This is a genomic window from Variovorax rhizosphaerae (assembly GCF_037889975.1).
Taxonomy (GTDB): domain Bacteria; phylum Pseudomonadota; class Gammaproteobacteria; order Burkholderiales; family Burkholderiaceae_C; genus Variovorax; species Variovorax rhizosphaerae.
Genome location: NZ_JBBKZT010000003.1, coordinates 371,915 through 389,207 on the forward strand (window position 1 = coordinate 371,915; position 17,293 = coordinate 389,207).

Consider the following 17,293-nt stretch of genomic DNA (forward strand, 5'->3'; position numbering starts at 1 on the left):
AAGTTCACATATTGAAACTCGGATGCCGGGCCCTATGGGCAGCCCAGAGGACGGTCGATATTCTCGAAATCAGAGACACCTTCTGAACGAGAACACATGAACGTCGACCGCGCCGTCAACCTCGAGGATCTGCGGCTGATGGCCCGGCGCAAGCTCCCGCGCATCGCCTTCGATTTCATCGATGGCGGCGTCGACGACGAAGACTGCATGCGGCGCAATCGCGAGGCCTTTCGCCATTACCAGCTGGTGCCGCGCTACCTCGTCGACGTGTCCACGCGCGACCAGTCGACCGAACTGCTGGGCCGTCGCTATGCCAGCCCCTTCGGCATTTCGCCGACCGGCCTGGCCGGCCTGTTCTATCCGGGCGCCGACGAACTGCTCGCCCAGGCGGCCAAGGCTGCCAACATTCCTTTCCTTCTTTCGAGCGCCAGCAATGCCTCGGTCGAAGCGGTCGCCAAGCTCGCGCCCGATCATGTCTGGTTCCAGATCTACGGCACGCGCGACGAGCGCATCAACACCGACCTCGTGAAGCGCGCACGCGACGTCGGCGTGAGCACGCTGGTGGTGTCGGTCGACGTGCCCGTCAACTCGAACCGCGAGCGCAATCGCCGCAACGGTTTCTCGCGCCCGTTCCGCATGACGCCGCCCGTGGTGCTCGAAGCGCTCGGCCATCCGGCCTGGGTGCTGCGCTACCTGCGCACCGGCGGGATCCCGATGATGAGCAACTGGGCGCCCTACGGCCGCGCAGGCGCATCGGCCGCCGAAGTGGCTGACCTGTACGGCACGCTGACGCCCGCGCCGATGATCAAGTGGCAGACGCTGGAACGCATTCGCGCCGAGTGGAACGGCCCGCTCGTTGTGAAGGGCCTGCTGCACCCTGAAGATGCGCGCCAGGCCGCGGCCATGGGCGTCGACGCGCTCATCGTCTCCAACCACGGCGGACGCCAACTCGACGTGGCGCCTTCGCCGCTGGAGATGCTGCCGGCCATTCGCGCGGCCGTCGGCGACAAGGTCGAACTGATGCTGGACAGCGGGGTGCGGCGCGGCTCCGACATCGTCATCGCGCGCTGCCTGGGCGCGCGCTTCGCGACCTTCGGGCGGCCCACGCTGTTCGGCGCGGCCGCCGGTGGTGCACGGGGCATCGCACGCGCGCTCCAGATCGTGCGCAACGAGATCGACATGGTCATGGCGCAGATCGGCTGCAGTTCGTTCGACGCGCTCGACGAACGCTACTTGCGCGTCGAGGGCGCCGGCCCCGAATGGGGTTCCGAGCTGAACCGGGCCGCCGTCGAACAGCACATTCCAACGATAAGGAGACAACGATGATTTCTTCCGGTTTCAAGCGCTGGCTTGCCGCGATACCGATGGCCTTGATGTGCATGGGCACCGCCCTCGCGGACGGATATCCCGACAAGCCGCTGCGCATCATCGTGGCCTATCCGCCGGGCCAGAGCACCGACATCGCGACGCGCTACTTCGCCGCCAAGCTGTCCGGCGCGCTCAACCAAGGCGTGGTGGTCGAGAACCGCGCCGGCGCGTTCGGCAACATCGGAACGGCGTATGCCGCGCGCGCCACGCCCGACGGCTACACGCTCATCATGGGCGCCTCCGGAACGCACGCGCTGAATCCTGCGCTCTACGACAACACGGGCTTCGACGCCGAGAAGGACTTCGATCCGATCGCGGCCACGGCCTTCATCCCGATGGTCATCTCGGTGAACCCGTCGGCCAACATCAATTCCCTGTCCGAGCTCATCCAGATGGCCAGGACAAGGCCGGACAAGATCGACGTCGCGGTGCCGAGCGTGACCGCGCAACTGGTGCTGGAGACGATCAAGCTGCAGAAGGTGCCGCTGTTCGCGATCAAGTACAAGGGTTCGGGCGAGGCCATGACCGCCTTGCTCGGCGACCAGGTGCCGGTGCTGATCGACACCGTCGCAGCCTCGCGTGCGCAGTTCGGGAAGATCAAGCCGCTCGCCGTGACCTCCGCCAAGCCGATGAGCGCGCTGCCCGATCTCAAGACCGTTTCCCAGCAGGGGCTCGACGGCTTCAACATCGTCGCGTGGAACGCGTTGATGGCGCCGCGCGGGATTCCGGTCGAGATCCGTGACCGGCTCGCGACGGAGATGCGCAAGATCCTCGCGCTGCCGGAGACGGCGAAGGCGCTGCAGGACCTCGGCTTCGAGCCTGCACCGCCGATGGATCACAACCAGCTCGTGGCCTGGTTGCGCTCGGAGCGCACCAATGCCGCCACGACGATCCGCACCGCCAACATGAAAGCCGATTGAAGGTGTGAATATTTCTACTGCGGCCACCGATCTCGGGTCCGCGGTGCTCACCGCACGGGAGTGCGGTTCCGCGCCGCGAACCCGACCTCGGCGCCCTCGCTACGGAATCTTCACACCTTCAAAACCTGCACTCAACCACGCTAACAGCCAACACCCTCCAAGGAGACACACCATGTCCGCCACCACCACCGATTTGAAAGTTCGCGCGCTGCACTCCGACTTCGCCATCGAGATCGATGAACGCATCGACGAGATCATGGACGACCCCGATGCGATCGAGCGGATCCGTGAGCTCTGGCAGACCTCGCCGCTGATCATCTTCCCGCGCCAATGCCTGGAGGAAGCCGACCAGGTGCGCTTCACCGGCCTGTTCGGAAAGTGCGAGACGGCCAACCGCAAGGACATCCAGTCGCCGTACCACGAAGAGATCATCTACTTCAGCACGCTGCGCTATGCCGATGGCCGCTTCGTCGGCGGCTTCGCGGGTGGGGACGACGTGGACTGGCATTCGGACCAGACCTTCATCGGCCGTCCCGCAACGGGCGCCATCCTGTACGGCGTCGAAGTGCCCAAGGGCGGCGGCGACATCTACTGGGCGGACCAATATGCCGCATGGGACAGCTTGCCGGCCGACCTCAAGGCGCTGGTCGATGGCCGCACCGGGACCTACCACTACGCCAAGCGCTTCGCGATCCTGAATGCGCCGGAACTGAAGAACACCGAACAGGGCAAGAAGATGGCCGCCCTGCCACCGGTGCAGCACCCCGTCGTGCTGACCCACCCCGTGACGGGCCGCAAGGCACTCTATGCGGACCCGACCACGCTGGTGTCCATCGATGGGCTGAGCGAGGAGGAGAACGCGCGTGTGCTGCCTGTGCTGTTCAAGGCCGGCGGCAATCCGGCCTTCGTCTACCGCCACAAGGTTCGCAACGGCGACCTGATGTTCTGGGACAACGGCTGCACCATGCACCGCCGCGACGAGATGAGCGTCGACCAGCCGCGCCTGATGAAGCGGACCACCTTCCGCCTCTCCGCCGACGCGCACTGCGTGCCCCACTGAAGGAGCAAGGCACCTTGAACAGTTCCAAGGTCTATTTGCGCGTGAACCGTGTCGATGCCGAGCTTTGCGCGCAAGCGCTCGAAGCCACGGTGTCGGATCTGCACGAGGCCGCCTGGCTGAACGGAAGCGGCGGATTGATGTCCAGCCGCATGCGTCCGCTGCAGAAGGGCCGCAGGATTGCCGGTCCCGCGGTGACGGCTTTCTGCGCCCCGGGTGACAACCTCATGATGCATCGCGCGCTCTACTTGGCGCAGCCCGGCGACGTGCTGGTCGTGGTGGTCGATGGCGAGAACGCCGGCGCGCAATGGGGCGACATGGCGACGCGCTACGCGATGAAGAAAGGGCTCGCGGGAGTGGTGGTGCAAGGCAGCGCGCGCGACACCGACACGGTCGAGGCGCTGGGTTGCGCGGTCTGGGCCACGCAGGTGCGATCGATCCACTCGGAGAAATGCGGTCACGGCATGGTCAACGCGCCCATCGTCTGCGATGGCGTGACGGTGAACCCCGGCGACCTGATCGTGGCGGATGGGGACGGCGTGATCTGCGTTGCTCGACAAGAAGCTCCAAAGGTCGTCGCGGGCGCACTCGCGCGCATGCGCAGGGAAGAAGACATGGCGAAGGCGATCGAGCGCGGCGAGGCCATCTGGGACCTGGGTGGCGCTGCGGCCAGCTATGCCGCGATGAAGAACATCGAAGAGATCGACGCGGCCTTCGACGACCACTGAGCCGTCTGCTCCCCATTCGACAAAATGAAGAGCCCTGCGCCATTGCGCAGGGCTTTGTTGTTTGCGACGTTCGGCGAGTTCGAGAGGCGTTAGGTCTTTTCTTCGTACCAGCGGTCCTTGGCCAGCATCACGCGGTGATGGCCATGCCCCGAGGGCATCATCGGAAAGCAGTTCTCCTGCGCCGCGACCTGCACATCGAGGAAGAACGGCCCGTCGTACGCAAGGCATTCGGCCAGTGCTTCTTCCAGCTCGGCAGGATCGGACACGCGCCGCGCACCCCATCCGAAGGCCTTCGCCAGCGCCACGAAATCCGGCAGCGCCTCGTTCCAGCTGTGGCTCAGGCGATTGCCGTGATTGAGCTCCTGCCACTGGCGCACCATGCCCATGTAGCCGTTGTTCGACAGCACCAGCTTCACGGGAGTGCGGTGTTGCGCGGCCGTGGACAGTTCCTGGATGTTCATGAGCACCGAGGCGTCGCCACTCACGCAGACGACCAACGCGTCCGGATGCGCGATCTGCGCGCCGATGGCCGCTGGCAGGCCGTAGCCCATCGTGCCGGCACCGCCCGAGGTGAGCCAGCGACCGGGCCGCTCGAAGCGCAGGTACTGCGCGGCCCACATCTGGTGCTGGCCGACATCGGTGGAGACGATCGCGTCGCGCCCCTGCACGGCCTGCTGCAATGTGCTCATCAATTGCTGCGGCAGGATCTCGCCCTCGCGCGGCGCGAAGTCGAAGCAGCGCTCGCTGCGCCAGCGATCGATGCGTTGCCACCAGGGCGCGAGACGCTGTGGCGCGAGGCTGTCGAGCTGCGGCATCGCGAGCAATGCATCGAGCACGGCGCCGCAATCGCCGACCATCGGCACATCGACTTTCACCACCTTGTTGATGCTGCTCGGATCGATGTCGATGTGGATCTTGCGCGCGTGCGGGCAGAACTCGTCGAGCTTGCCGGTGACGCGATCGTCGAAGCGCGCGCCGACGCAAACCACCAGGTCGGCCTCATTCATCGCGAGGTTGGCCTCCAGCGCGCCGTGCATGCCGAGCATGCCGATGAAGCGCGGGTCGGATGCGGGGAAGGCACCGAGGCCCATCAGCGTCAGCGTGCAGGGTGCGTCGAGTTTTTGCACGAGCCGCGTGAAGGCTTCGCATGCCGACGCGCCGGAGTTCACCAGGCCCCCGCCGCCGTAGAGCACTGGCCGGCGTGCCGTGGAGAGCAGGTCGGCTGCGCGTTGCAACGAGACGGCCGGCGGCATGCTGGCGCGGAGCGTGCGCGAACGCTTTGCAACTACGGCTGGCGAATGGCGCAAGGGCGTGAGTTGCACATCCTTCGGCACATCGACCAGCACCGGCCCCGGCCGGCCCGAGGCGGCGATGTCGAGCGCCTTGCGGATCACGTTCGGGATCTCGTCGGCCACGCGCGCCTGGTGGTTCCACTTGGTCACGGGCCGCGACATGCCGAGCGCATCGCTCTCCTGGAACGCGTTGGTACCGATCACCGCGGTGGCGACCTGCCCGCTGATGCACAGCACCGGCACCGAGTCGCTCATGGCATCGAGCAAGCCTGTGATGGTGTTACCGACGCCCGGACCGGAAGTCACCAGCACCACGCCGACGCGACCCGTCGTGCGCGCATAACCCTCCGCCGCATGCACCGCCGCCTGCTCGTGCCGCACCAGCACATGGCGCAGCCGAGGCTCGCCATGCAGTGCGTCATAGAGCGGCAGTGCGGCGCCGCCGGGGTAGCCGAAGATGGTGTCGACGCCGCATTCGATCAGGGTGTCGAGCAGGGCGACGGCGCCGTTGCGCAGGCGGGCCGGCTGGGCCGGGGAAAGACGTTCGGGTGCGAGGAGTTCCATGTCCCTATTCTTCGGTCTTCGGCGCAGAATAGGCTTCATATTTCCGTCTCATTTGGGCTGAATGATGAAAACCAATCGCCAAATACTCAATCCAGCCGAAGAATCCACGGACCCGATCGATCTCGCCATCCTGCGCGTGCTGCGCGAGGACTCGCGCCACACGCTGCAGGAGATCGGCGCGATGGTCGGCCTCTCGCCCACCAGTTGCTGGACGCGCATCAAGAAGCTGGAGACGCAGGGCGTGATCAAGCGCTACACGGTCGATCTCGACCCCGCCAAGCTCGGCTACAACGACTTCGTCATCGTGCAGCTCACGCTGGAGAGCCACACGGACGAGACGCTCTACGAGTTCGGTCGCGTGCTGGCCACCATTCCCGAGATCCAGGAGGCCTACCTGGTGTCGGGCGACTACGACTACTACATCCGCATCGCGGTGCGCGACACGCGCGACTACGAGCGGCTGCTGCGCGAGAAGCTCTACAAGATCCCTGGCATCCGGCACAGCAAGTCGAGCTTCGTGTTGCGCGTCTTGAAGGAAGCCAGCGTGCCGCTCTGAAGGGGGAAAAGTTCAACCCATGAAACTTGCGGGTGGCACCGGCGCGCTCACCCGGGGGTGAGCCGCTATGGTCTGGGCAGAGACAACAACAGGCCGCTCGCCACGGTGAGCGTGAATCCCCGACACATGAAGCGCTCCCCGCACCTGCCACCCGGCGCATGCGATTGCCACACGCACGTCTTCCTGGACGAGGCGAAGTTCCCACTCTGGGCCGCGCGCCGGTACACGCCGCCGCCTGCATCGATCGAAACGTTGACCGCCTTGCACGACGCGCTGGGCATCGAACGCGTCGTGATCGTCCAACCCAGCGTGTACGGGCCCGACAACGCCGCCACCTTGCATGCGCTGCGTACGTTGGGCCCGGGCCGCGCCCGCGGCGTCGCGGTGATCGACGATGACACCTCCGATGCGGAACTGGCCGGGATGGCCGCCGCCGGCGTCCGGGGTGTGCGGGTCAACCTCGAGGTCGATAGCGAGCGGGATGCGCACAAGGCGACCGCGTGGCTGCGCCGCACGGTCGCGCGAGTGGCGCCGCTCGGCTGGCATGTGCAGCTCTATGCGAGCTTGCCGCTACTCGGCGCGTGCGCGGACATGCTCGGCAACTTGCCGGTGCCGCTGGTGTTCGACCACTACGCAGGTGCGCAGGCGCGACTTGGCCTGCAGCAGGAAGGACTGGTCGAAGTGCTGAAGCTCGTGGAGAGCGGACGCGCCTATGTGAAGCTCTCCGCGCCTTATCGCTGCGCGCGCCCCGATGCACTTCAAAGCCTGGCGCCTCTGACCCGGCTGCTGATCGACTGCAACCCGGATCGCATGCTGTGGGGCAGCGACTGGCCGCACCCGCAGCCGGGCGCGCGGCCGAATGCCACCGACGTGTGCCCGCCGTTCGAGGTCGACCTCGGCGAGACATTGAACGCCCTCGAATCGTGGGCGCCCGATGCCGCCACGCTGCAGAAGATCCTCGTCGACAACCCGCGTCGGCTCTACGGCTTCGATGCCTGAACGCACTTCCCAAGGAACGCCATCATGGATCTCGACGCTCTGCTGCACCAGCGCCCCGCCCCGCAAGACGTAGAACGCCCCGGCACGCGCAGCCTCGGCCGCGTCATCAAGGTGATGCGCATGGTGGCCTCGCGGCCGCAGTTCGGCTGGCGCCTGTCGGACCTCTCAGCCGCCTGCAATCTCGACCGGGCCACCGTGCACCGCATGCTCGCGTTCCTCGTGGAAGAACGACTCGTGGCGCAGCGCACAAGCGATCGCCATTACCTGCCCGGCCCGCTGATGTTCGAGCTGGGCCTCGCGCTGCCCGACCATCTCCAGTTCCAGCGCCGCGCCGAAGTCGCGGTGAATGCTTTCGCGTGCCGCTTGGGTGGCATCGCGGTGCTGCTGTTGCGCAGCGGCAATGAATACGTCTGCAGCGTGCGCGCGGGCACGATCGCGTTGTCCGGATCGGTGCTGTACCCGGGCAATCGCCGGCCGCTTTTCACCGCCGCGGGCGGCGTGGCGATCCTGCAGACGCTCCCGGCCGACGCGGCACGTGCGGTGCTGCGCGAGAACGTCGCACAGGAGATCGCGCGCTGCGGCACCGGCCGCCTCGCAGCACTGCAGAAGCTACGCGAGCGATCCGACCGGCATGGCTTCGGCGTGAACCTCGGCGACGTCGTTCCAGGCGTGCACGCGTTCGGCACGCCGCTGCGCGGCGTGGACGGGGACGCGATCGCAGCTTTGTGCCTGCTGGGCACGCCCGAGCTCTACCCCGAGGAGCGGCTGCCAGAGTTGCGCGCGCAACTGTTCGAAGCCGCGGAGGCACTCGCCGCCGATGCACGCAAGTTCAACCTGTAAGGAAGCGATCAAATGACAAGGGTATGCATCGTCGGAGCCGGCGCGGTCGGTGGCTACGTTGGGGCCCACATGACCCGAGCGGGCGTGGACACCACCTTCGTGGACGCATGGCCGGAGCACGTCGTGCACATGCGAGAGAAGGGCCTGAAGGTCGAGGGCATGAACGGGGCCGGCTCGGTGGAGACGCCGGTGCGCGTACTGCACATCGGCGACGTGCCGCAACTCGTCCGGGAGCAGCCCTTCGACGTGGCCTTCATCGCCGTGAAGGCCTACGACACCGGATGGGCCACGCAAATGATCCTGCCGTATCTCACGCCGACGGGATGCGTGGTGTCGCTGCAGAACGGAATCAACGAACACGCGATCGCCGCGATTGCCGGCTGGGAGCGAACGCTGGGCTGCTCCGTGAGCGCGCTGGCTGCGGAGTTGGTCGAGCCGGGGCGCATCGTGCGCAACTCGCCGCTCGGCGACGACAAGAAAGCCGGCATTCGCATCGGCGAACTGCACGGGCAGATCACGCCGCGCGCAGAAATGATCGCCGGACTGCTGTCGCATTGCGACACCTGCAAGGTCACGCCGAATCTCTGGGGCGAGCGCTGGTCGAAGCTGACCATCAACGCGATGCGCAACGGCGTCTGCGCGCTGACCGGCATGACCGGGAAGCAGCGCGACACCAACGACATGGCGCGCGACCTGACCATCCGGCTGGGCAGCTCGTGCGTGCGCGTGGGCCGCGCGCTGGGCCTGTCGCTGGAGCCCGTCGGCGGGCTCGACCTGGACCTGCTCGCGCGCGCCGAAGACGATGCCGCCGCGCGCGAGGCGATCACCCGGATGATCATGGAGGTCGCGAACTCCCGCAGCGACGCGCAACGGCCTTCGATGGGACAGGACATCCGCAAGGGTCGCCGCACCGAGACCGACTACATCAACGGGCTGGTGGCACGGCGCGGGGCGGAAGTTGGTGTCGACGTGACGTGTCACCGCCAGGTCAACGACATCATCAAGCGCATCGAGAAGGGCGAGTTCGCGCCGAATCCCTCGCTGCTCGAACAGATCGTGGGCTGAGCCGCGGTCGAGAAGTTCATGCGATGAAACTCCGGCGCGCAGCCCTATGGGCACCCGCGCAAGCGACTCCTATCCTGAAGAAGAGACAAACGCCAACAACTTCTCCGGAGACAACATGCACTTCCCCATGCCGAGCAAGAGAGCTTTCATTCGTGGCCTCGCAGGCTCCTTCGCCTTGCTGGCCTTGTCCACCGCAGCACAGGCGGAGGGCTTCCCGAACAAGGCCATCAGCATCGTTGTGCCCTTCGCCGCCGGCAGCCCGACCGATGTGGTTGCACGCGCTTTCGCGGACGACTTCGGCGCCGCACTCGGCACGCCGGTCATCATCGACAACAAGCCCGGCGCGAGCCAGACGGTGGCGGGCGCCTTCGTCGCGCGCGCGCCGGCCGATGGCTACACCTTGCTGTTCGCCAACCTGCCCGCGGTGGTCGCGCCTTCGCTGTTGAGCAAGCTGCCCTACACCGCATTGCGTGACTTCGCGCCCGTCTCCGACGTCATGACCATCGGCTTCATCCTGGTCGCGTCGCCCAGCGTGCCGGCGACGAATCTCAAGGAGTTCGTGGCGATGCTGAAGGCCGATCCGTCGAAGTATTCGTACGGCTCGTCGGGCATCTCCACGCCCATCCACCTGATGGCCGAGATGTTCAACAAGGAGATCGGCGTCAAGACCCTGCATGTGCCGTACAAGGGAGGCAACCAGGTCCAGATGGATCTGGTCAGCGACCGCATCACCTACGCCTTCCTGCCCACGGGCTCGATGGAATTCGTGCGCAGCGGCAAGCTCAAGACCTTCGGCCTCGCGTCCGACAAGCGCGACCCGGCCTATCCTGAGCTGCCGACGATGGAAGAAGGCGGCATGCGCAACTTCAAGGCCACGGTCAACTTCGTGCTCGTGGGGCCGAAGCAGATGCCGGCCGACACGCAGGCCAGGCTGAACGCCGCGGCCAACAAGGTGGTCGTGAGCGAAGCCTTCTACAGCAAGGTGAAATCGGTCGGCGGCGTGGAGCTCTCCAAACCCCAGACGCCGGCGCAGGTCGGTGCGCACATCGTGGCGGAGGAAGCGCGCTGGGATGCGCTGGTCAAGGCGGCTGACATCCAGCTCGAATAGACCGCCTGCAAGCCGCTCGCGCCGGCTACCTCGGCCGGTCGCCCTTGAGCGTGATGCGCTGCATCACCCGGCGAAAGCCGTGATAGTCGTTGACCGGGTTGTGTTGCGTGCAACGGTTGTCCCAGAACGCAATGGAATTCGCTTCCCACGCGAACCTGCAGGTGAACTCGGGCTTGACCTGGTGCTGGAACAGGAACTGCAACAAGGGCTTGCTCTCGGCATCGGTCATGCCCTTGAAGCCGGCCGTGTGCGCCGCGTTCACGTACAAGGCCTTGCGCCCGGTCTCGGGGTGCGTGCGCACCACCGGGTGCTCTGCGGTGAACTGCTGCGCCTTGTCCGACTTGCCATCGCTCTTGATGCGATCTTCGCGGGTCTTGCTGACGTCTGCCTGGGCCGAGGAGGAGATGCCGATCAGCGGATCGACGATGCGCTTCATCTCGGCCGAGAGCGTCTCGTAGGCCAGGTACTGGTTGGCGAACAGGGTGTCGCCGCCGTATGGCGGAATCTCGCGGGCCAGCAGCATGGAGCCCATCGGCGGCTCCTCGAGATAGGTCGTGTCGGAATGCCAAACGCCGCCGAAGTTGACCCGCTCATGCTCGAGCTTCTTGACTTCGATGATGCAGGGGTAGCCTTCGATGCCGCTCACGAACGGATACTCGATCGGCTCGCCCATCGCTTCCGCGAAACGCATGAACTGCCGAGGGGTCAGGTCCTGGTTGCGGATGAAGATGACCTGGTGCTCCAGCAGTGCCTCGCGGACCTGAGAGGCCTGCGTGGCATCGAGGCCCTCGGCGAGATCGAGGCCGGTGAGTTCGGCGCCCAGGGCGCCGGCGATTTTTCGGGCTTGGAGGGCATGCATCCGAGTGTCATGTGTGGTGCTCATGACGGAATACTAGATTCGAGATCAGGAAAAGTGGTTCCGTATTTCGAACTTTCCGGCAATTTGTGAGCGCCAGACTCAACGTAGCAGGTCGCGTGCCTTGAGCTTGGCGTGGGCATGTTCGGAAAAACGCCCGTTGGGCACGCGGCGGACGTGCCATTCGATGAACCCTTCCTCGTCGGGTCGGTTGGCCATCGCATAGCTGCGGCGCTGGCCGTCGCGCATCACCACTTCGGCGTATTGCCCGAGGCGAAACGCGAAGCCCGATCCTGCCGGCAACGGGAGCTTCACGATGGCCGCGTCGCCGGTCGGGCGTTGGACGTCCGCGACGCGCGCACCAGCCTGCACCACGCGCTGCCGCGGCGTGGCGGGCACGGTGGGCGCATCGAGGGTCAGGTCCGACAGCGGACGCGATTGGCAGGTGAGGCAGTGATCGCCCTCCGCGTCGCGGAGCTTTTCGTCGGCAGCGCGCTGAAACGAACCGTCATGCCGGTGCAGCCGCACGGTGAAGGATGGCGTGCTCGGGAACCGACTCCCAGAAGCGCGAGCGGCGGCAGTTCATGGAGCGCATGCGCTTGCCTGACGACTCGGAGAAATGACAAGGCCTCGCGCCACGTTGTTGAAGCCGACGTCGCAACAGATGTGCTCATGTCCTGGTGGCAGCAGGCGCAGCTGCTTCGGTCCTTTTTCGCTGCCCGCCGGGTCGCCATTCCTCAACGCCTCAAGCGGCATTCGCCGTGAAGTGCCTTTCGATCTCTCGCACCGTCGCCAGCAACCGGGGGCGTACATCCCGCATGAACACTTCGGCCGCCATCGTTTGTGAGGGCCCCGAGGCGCTCAGCACCATCAGAGGCATCCCCTTGCCGATCTTGAGAGGGGCAGCGATGGCATGGACCTCGTCTTTCCAATCGCCAAAGGAAGTGCAGCAACCCAGCTCTTCCAGTTCGCCGATCGCAGCGTGGATGCCCGATTCAATTTCAGGCCAGGCGGCAGGGTCCATCGCTCGTATGCGCTCTTCCACGGCCTTGCGCGCACTGGGCCGCATCGCGGCAAGGCATGCGCGCCCCATGGCCGTCGTCACCAGCGGAATTCGCGACCCCAGGTTGAGATTGAGCGTGACGAACGATTGGCTTCGACAGGTCTCGATGTAGAGCATCGACATGCCGTCGCGCATGCCCAGAGCGATCATGCTTCCGGTGCTGTTCGCCAGTTCCTGCATCAGCGGGCGCCCGATCTCCTTGACATCAAGCCGGGCGAGCGTCGTGCCGCCGAGCTTCAGCGTCGACATGCCCAGGCGATACCGACCTGACTCCTCGACATGGTGCAAGAAGCCCAGCTTGGTCAAGGTGTACGTCAGCCGCGTCACGGTGGATTTGGGCAGCGAGCATCGCTCGGACAGTTCCTGGTTCCCGAGACGCTCTTCACCGGATTTGAAGCATTGAAGGACTTGCAGGCCCCTGGCCAGTGCCGTCACGAAATGGCGGTCTTCCTTGGCGCCGGTGGGCGTCGCGCCAAGGGCCGCGTTTCGTGGGGTGCGAGCAGTTTCTGTTGGCATGTCTCATTGTCCTGGTGCATACGAGGGGCGTGCGAGAAATCCGCGCCAATCAGAGAACCAGCTTCCTCTCCTGGTATCAAGCGGGCGCCGTCTCAAGCTCGCCGCACAAGAGACTTGAAAGCCGCCCGGAAATCAAACTCCTGGCCTCGCGCATGATCCTCTCGACGAGTTCACCGGCGGTCGGCACATCGTTGATGAGTCCTGCGACCAGGCCACAACTCCAGGCCCCCGCATCCATCTCGCCATCGACCATCACCTTCTTGTACACGCCACCGAGATAGTCGCTGATATCAGCGATTGCGAGCTGGTCCCCCTTCTCGCGCTCGATCGCCAGCAAGGCGTCCACGCCGCCGTTCTTCAGCACCCGTTCGGTGTTGCGAAGCGGTCGCATGACAAGGCGCGTGTCGAGCTCGGATGCCCGGACGATGGCCTGCTTCACGTTCTCGTGGACCGGCGCCTCCTGCGTCACGAGGAATCGCGTTCCCATGTTGATGCCGTCCGCACCCAGCGCCAGGGCGGCGACCAGGCTCCTGCCGTCGGCCATTCCGCCGGAAGCAACGAAGGGAATCGTGAGTTCGTCGGCAGCCCGTGGCAGAAGAATCATGTTCGGGATGTCGTCTTCCCCAGGATGCCCGCCGCATTCGAAGCCATCGACACTGACCGCGTCGCATCCGATCTGCTGGGCTTTCAGCGAGTGCCTGACCGACGTGCACTTGTGGATCACCTTGATGCCGGCCTGTTTCAGGATGGGCATGTACAGCTCCGGACTCCTGCCGGCCGTTTCCACGATTCGCACGCCGCCCTCGACGATGGCGGCGATGTACTCCGCGTAAGGCGGCGAGGAGAAGGTCGGAAGGAAGGTCAGGTTGACGCCGAAGGGCTTGTCCGTCATCTCCTTGCAACGCGCGATCTCCCTGGCGAGCAGTTCGGGTGTCCGTTGCGTGAGGCCGGTGAGGATGCCCAACCCGCCCGCGTTTGAAACTGCGGAGGCGAGTTCCGCAAGCCCGACGAAGTGCATCCCGCCCTGGATGATGGGGTGCTCGATCCCGAACAGTTCCGTGATCCTGGTCTTCATGATGTCTCTCCGTTCGCGAGTCGGCTGAGGATCTCTTCCTCGACTTCACGCAGCCGATCCTTGCCAAAGAAGATTTCCTCGCCCACCAGGAACGTTGGCGAACCGAATGCGCCATGGTCGTGAGCGTCCTGCGTGTTCGAAAGGAGGCGCGCCTTGACATCCTCGTCCCGCGTTGCAGCGAGGATGGCCTGGGCGTCGAGACCCGCACGGGTGAGTGACGCACTCACGACATCGACGTCGGCCATGTTCAAGCTTTGCTCCCACATGCACGCAAAGACGGTGTCGACGTAGCGCTCGAAGCACCCGAGCTTCCCGGCTGCGACGGCGCCGCGCATGATCAGGAGCGTGTTAACCGGAAAGAAGGTGTTCGGCTTGAAGTCGACCAGTCCATGCCTGGCCACGAACCGGCGCACCTCCAACGCGTCATAGGCGCGCTTGTTGGCGACCTGCGCGAACGCTTCGGCCGGCGAACGGTTGTTGGTCAGCTTGAAGAGCCCGCCGAGAAGGATCGGCACGTACGCCACCTTCTGACCGGTGCGAGAAGCCAGGCCCGGCAATACCTTGTGGCAAAGATAGGCATTGGGGCTGCCGAAGTCGAAGAGAAACTGCACGTTCACGGTTTTCATCACCAGGCCTCCATCCACGGACGCAGCTCGGTTTCATGGGTCCAGGCATCGCGGGGTTGCTGGTGGATCTGCCAGTACGCATCGGCGATGCTGTCGGGATTGAGGATGCCGCCCTGGTCCTTCATCTCGTAGCGTTGAGGGAAATTCGTCCGGATGAACTCCGTGTCGATGGCACCGTCGATTACGGGATGCGCGACGTGGATGCCTTTGGGCCAGAGTTCTCGCGCCATGCTTTGGGCGAGCGCGCGCAGGGCCTGCTTCGCCCCGGAGAAAGCGGCGAAACCTTCGCGCCCACGCAGGCTGGCGGTTGCACCCGTGAAGATGATCGTCCCTCGACCGCGCGGGAGCATGACCTTCGCCGTTTCACGGCCCATGAGGAAGCCACCGAAGCAGGCCATCTCCCAGACCTTGTAGTAGACGCGGGCAGTGGTCTCGGTGATGCCGAAGCGGACGTTGGCGCCGATGTTGAAGACGGCCACTTCGATGGGCGCGATGTCCCGCTCGATCTGTTCGATGAGCGCGACCATTTCTTCTTCCTTGCGCGCGTCGCTGCCGAAGGCGTGGGCTTCGCCGCCGGCTGCCTTGATCTCATCCACCAGGGGTGCGAGCTTGTCCGCCTGGCGCCGCGTCACACACGCCACGTATCCCTCCCGGGCAAAGCGCTTGGCGATGGCACCCCCTGTCGCATCGCCAGCGCCAATCACGAGGATCGCTTTCTTTTGACTCATAGAGCTCCTTTAGGTTGGAGTCCGCATTCTGGGTGCCCGGCGGCCCGAATGATCAAAATGGGCCGATTCGCAGTTCTGCAATGCAGAACAGCATCAGCGGGATGGATTCTCTTCGGACGTCGGCGTGTGAACTTGGATCGCTGACTGCATTGCAGCCGATCGTACGAGCGAAATTGGCCATCAGTCTGTACCGCGACTGCGACCGTTGAGCAGGCAGTCGGGCGCATTCCGTCGCAGCATGCGGCTCAAAATCCTAGGGTAAACGCGCAGCTACTGTTCTGCAGTGCAGTTTTGCGAAATCGCGGTTTGCATACGTTGTTCCATAGACTTCCACGTCATCCAGACATCGAAGGAAAGTCGAATGGAACCCGTCAACCATCAGTCGCCGAACCGCGTGCATCACCTCCTGGCACCGTGGCTTGCAAGCCAGCCCGACGCGCTTGCGTTGCGCGACGCGACGCTGTCGCTGAGCTATGGGGCCTTGGAACAGAAGTCCGACGACATGGCCAACAGGTTGGCGCAAGCCGGCGTCCGACCTGGCGACCGCGTCCTCATCGTCGGGGAGAACTGCGTCGCCTTGTGCGTCCTGTTCCTGGCACTCTCCAAGCTCGATGCATGGACGATCGTCGTCAATGCGCGCCTGTCCGGGCGTGAGATCGACCAGTTCATCGAACATTCAGGGGCACGACGGGTTCTCTACCTTTGTCACGTTTCTGAAGATGCGCGCTCGCACTCGCAAAGGCACGGCGCGACCGATCTGCCGAGCGACCTGGGCGACATTGCGATCGGCGCGCAGGCGTCGAACGTGACAGCGGAACCCTGCTTTCCGGACCCCGCACAGCAAGTGGCCGCCATGGTCTACACGTCCGGGACCACGGGCTCTCCCAAGGGCGTCATGCTCACGCATGCCAACCTCATGTTCGTGGCGCAGTCGGCGCGGGACGTGAGGCGCCTGACACCGGATGACGTCATCTATGGCGTCCTGCCGATGGCCCATGTCGTGGGCCTGTCGACCCAGTTCCTGGGGGCGATCTGCAGCGGCGCCACGCTGATTCTCGAGCCACGCTTTGCGCCGCAAAGCACGCTGCGTGCGCTGGCCGAAGATCGCGTCACGATCTTCACCGGTGTGCCGGCCCTCTTCGCCCGGGTTCTCGAATGGACGCGCGCGAATGGCATGGCGCTTGTCGCTCCGCAACTTCGCCTCATCAGCGTCGCAGGCTCCCCCCTGACGCCCAGCCTGAAGGCGGACATCGAGCGCGCATTCAAGCTTCCATTGCAGAACGGCTACGGCTTGACCGAGACGGCACCCACGATTGCCCAGACCCGACTCGAGGCACCGAGGACGGACTGCTCCGTCGGGCCGGCCATTCCGGGTGTCGAGCTTCGCGTCGTGAACGCAGATGGCGCCGAGGTTCCATGCGGGGTGACCGGCGAACTGCATGTGCGCGGACCTGGCGTGATGAAGGGCTACTACAGGAATGCGGCGCTGACTTCCTCGGTCCTGGACCCGAACGGCTGGTTCAACACCGGCGACATGGCGAACATCGATGCGGAAGGTGCGTTGTTCATATCGGGCAGGACCAAGGAACTGATCATCCGGTCCGGCTTCAACGTCTACCCGCTCGAAGTGGAGCAGGTGTTGAACGCCTACCCCGGCGTCGTGCAGTCCGCTGTCGTCGGAAGGGAAGCCCATCACAACGAAGAGATCGTCGCGTTCCTCGAGACCAAGGCCGGCGCGGACATCGACATGCGCGCGCTGCGCGAGTACTTGCGCGACAGCCTGTCTCCCTACAAGCAACCCACCGACATCCGGTTCATGGAAGCCCTTCCGTCTGCGCCGAACGGGAAGGTTCTCAAGAACACGTTGAAGGAGCTCGCGAGAACGGCTCCAGCAAAGACGTAGCCAACGTCGTCTGCGTATCCACCCCGTCA

General features: G+C 65.0%; 17 protein-coding genes. 10 read left to right on the forward strand and 7 right to left on the reverse strand.

Features of this window, described 5'->3' with window-relative positions; translation table 11 throughout:
- Positions 1 to 96: 96 nt before the first annotated feature.
- From WKW82_RS08350 to WKW82_RS08365, 4 genes are all read left to right on the forward strand, one after another.
- The gene (locus WKW82_RS08350) at positions 97 to 1,326 is read left to right on the forward strand and encodes an alpha-hydroxy acid oxidase (RefSeq protein WP_340341800.1); all 1,230 of its coding nucleotides are present in this window, start codon (positions 97 to 99) and stop codon (positions 1,324 to 1,326) included.
- A complete protein-coding gene (locus WKW82_RS08355; RefSeq protein WP_340341801.1) occupies positions 1,323 to 2,288 on the forward strand; it encodes a Bug family tripartite tricarboxylate transporter substrate binding protein in 966 nt (321 codons plus the stop codon). Before WKW82_RS08350 ends, WKW82_RS08355 begins: the two co-directional genes overlap by 4 nt.
- 172 nt (positions 2,289 to 2,460) lie before the next feature.
- A complete protein-coding gene (locus tag WKW82_RS08360) occupies positions 2,461 to 3,348 on the forward strand; it encodes a TauD/TfdA dioxygenase family protein (protein ID WP_340341802.1) in 888 nt (295 codons plus the stop codon).
- A 14-nt stretch (positions 3,349 to 3,362) separates the two neighbouring features.
- A complete protein-coding gene (locus WKW82_RS08365) occupies positions 3,363 to 4,073 on the forward strand; it encodes an RraA family protein (RefSeq protein ID WP_340341803.1) in 711 nt (236 codons plus the stop codon).
- Between the two features lie 89 nt (positions 4,074 to 4,162).
- Here WKW82_RS08365 and ilvB read toward each other — a convergent pair whose 3' ends face one another.
- Positions 4,163 to 5,929, reverse strand: a complete 1,767-nt coding sequence (gene ilvB, locus WKW82_RS08370; protein WP_340341804.1) for a biosynthetic-type acetolactate synthase large subunit — start codon at positions 5,927 to 5,929, stop codon at positions 4,163 to 4,165.
- A gap of 64 nt (positions 5,930 to 5,993) precedes the next feature.
- Between ilvB and WKW82_RS08375 the strand changes: the two genes are divergently transcribed.
- From WKW82_RS08375 to WKW82_RS08395, 5 genes are all read left to right on the forward strand, one after another.
- Entirely contained in the window at positions 5,994 to 6,485 is a 492-nt protein-coding gene (locus WKW82_RS08375; protein ID WP_340341805.1) for an Lrp/AsnC family transcriptional regulator, read from the forward strand.
- 126 nt (positions 6,486 to 6,611) lie between these two features.
- Positions 6,612 to 7,484: an amidohydrolase family protein gene (locus WKW82_RS08380; RefSeq protein WP_340341806.1), complete on the forward strand. Its 873-nt coding sequence runs from the start codon at positions 6,612 to 6,614 to the stop codon at positions 7,482 to 7,484.
- 24 nt (positions 7,485 to 7,508) lie between these two features.
- The gene (locus tag WKW82_RS08385; protein WP_340341807.1) at positions 7,509 to 8,324 is read left to right on the forward strand and encodes an IclR family transcriptional regulator; all 816 of its coding nucleotides are present in this window, start codon (positions 7,509 to 7,511) and stop codon (positions 8,322 to 8,324) included.
- Positions 8,325 to 8,336: 12 nt separating this feature from the next.
- Positions 8,337 to 9,389 carry a ketopantoate reductase family protein gene (locus WKW82_RS08390; RefSeq protein ID WP_340341808.1) on the forward strand — a complete coding sequence of 351 codons (1,053 nt, stop codon included), beginning with the start codon at positions 8,337 to 8,339 and terminating at the stop codon, positions 9,387 to 9,389.
- Positions 9,390 to 9,504: 115 nt separating this feature from the next.
- Positions 9,505 to 10,497 (forward strand): Bug family tripartite tricarboxylate transporter substrate binding protein, encoded by a 993-nt coding sequence (locus WKW82_RS08395; RefSeq protein WP_340341809.1) that lies wholly within the window; start codon positions 9,505 to 9,507, stop codon positions 10,495 to 10,497.
- 25 nt (positions 10,498 to 10,522) lie between these two features.
- Here the strand turns inward: WKW82_RS08395 and WKW82_RS08400 are convergent, their stop codons facing one another.
- From WKW82_RS08400 to WKW82_RS08425, 6 genes are all read right to left on the reverse strand, one after another.
- On the reverse strand, positions 10,523 to 11,380 hold the full coding sequence (locus WKW82_RS08400; protein ID WP_340341810.1) for a TauD/TfdA dioxygenase family protein: 858 nt from the start codon (positions 11,378 to 11,380) through the stop codon (positions 10,523 to 10,525).
- Positions 11,381 to 11,455: 75 nt separating this feature from the next.
- On the reverse strand, positions 11,456 to 11,881 hold the full coding sequence (locus WKW82_RS08405) for an FAD-binding oxidoreductase (RefSeq protein WP_340341811.1): 426 nt from the start codon (positions 11,879 to 11,881) through the stop codon (positions 11,456 to 11,458).
- Between the two features lie 217 nt (positions 11,882 to 12,098).
- On the reverse strand, positions 12,099 to 12,851 hold the full coding sequence (locus tag WKW82_RS08410; protein ID WP_340341812.1) for an IclR family transcriptional regulator: 753 nt from the start codon (positions 12,849 to 12,851) through the stop codon (positions 12,099 to 12,101).
- Between the two features lie 157 nt (positions 12,852 to 13,008).
- Positions 13,009 to 14,007 carry an NAD(P)H-dependent flavin oxidoreductase gene (locus WKW82_RS08415; RefSeq protein ID WP_340341813.1) on the reverse strand — a complete coding sequence of 333 codons (999 nt, stop codon included), beginning with the start codon at positions 14,005 to 14,007 and terminating at the stop codon, positions 13,009 to 13,011.
- On the reverse strand, positions 14,004 to 14,633 hold the full coding sequence (locus WKW82_RS08420) for a 2-hydroxychromene-2-carboxylate isomerase (RefSeq protein ID WP_340341814.1): 630 nt from the start codon (positions 14,631 to 14,633) through the stop codon (positions 14,004 to 14,006). Before WKW82_RS08420 ends, WKW82_RS08415 begins: the two co-directional genes overlap by 4 nt.
- Complete coding sequence (locus WKW82_RS08425) at positions 14,633 to 15,361, reverse strand: SDR family oxidoreductase (RefSeq protein WP_340341815.1); 729 nt, start codon at positions 15,359 to 15,361, stop codon at positions 14,633 to 14,635. The genes WKW82_RS08420 and WKW82_RS08425 overlap by 1 nt, the downstream gene beginning before the upstream one ends.
- Before the next feature lie 361 nt (positions 15,362 to 15,722).
- Here WKW82_RS08425 and WKW82_RS08430 point away from each other — a divergent pair, with 361 nt between their 5' ends.
- Positions 15,723 to 17,264, forward strand: coding sequence for a class I adenylate-forming enzyme family protein (locus WKW82_RS08430; RefSeq protein ID WP_340341816.1), 1,542 nt, complete (start codon positions 15,723 to 15,725; stop codon positions 17,262 to 17,264).
- Positions 17,265 to 17,293 lie beyond the last annotated feature (29 nt).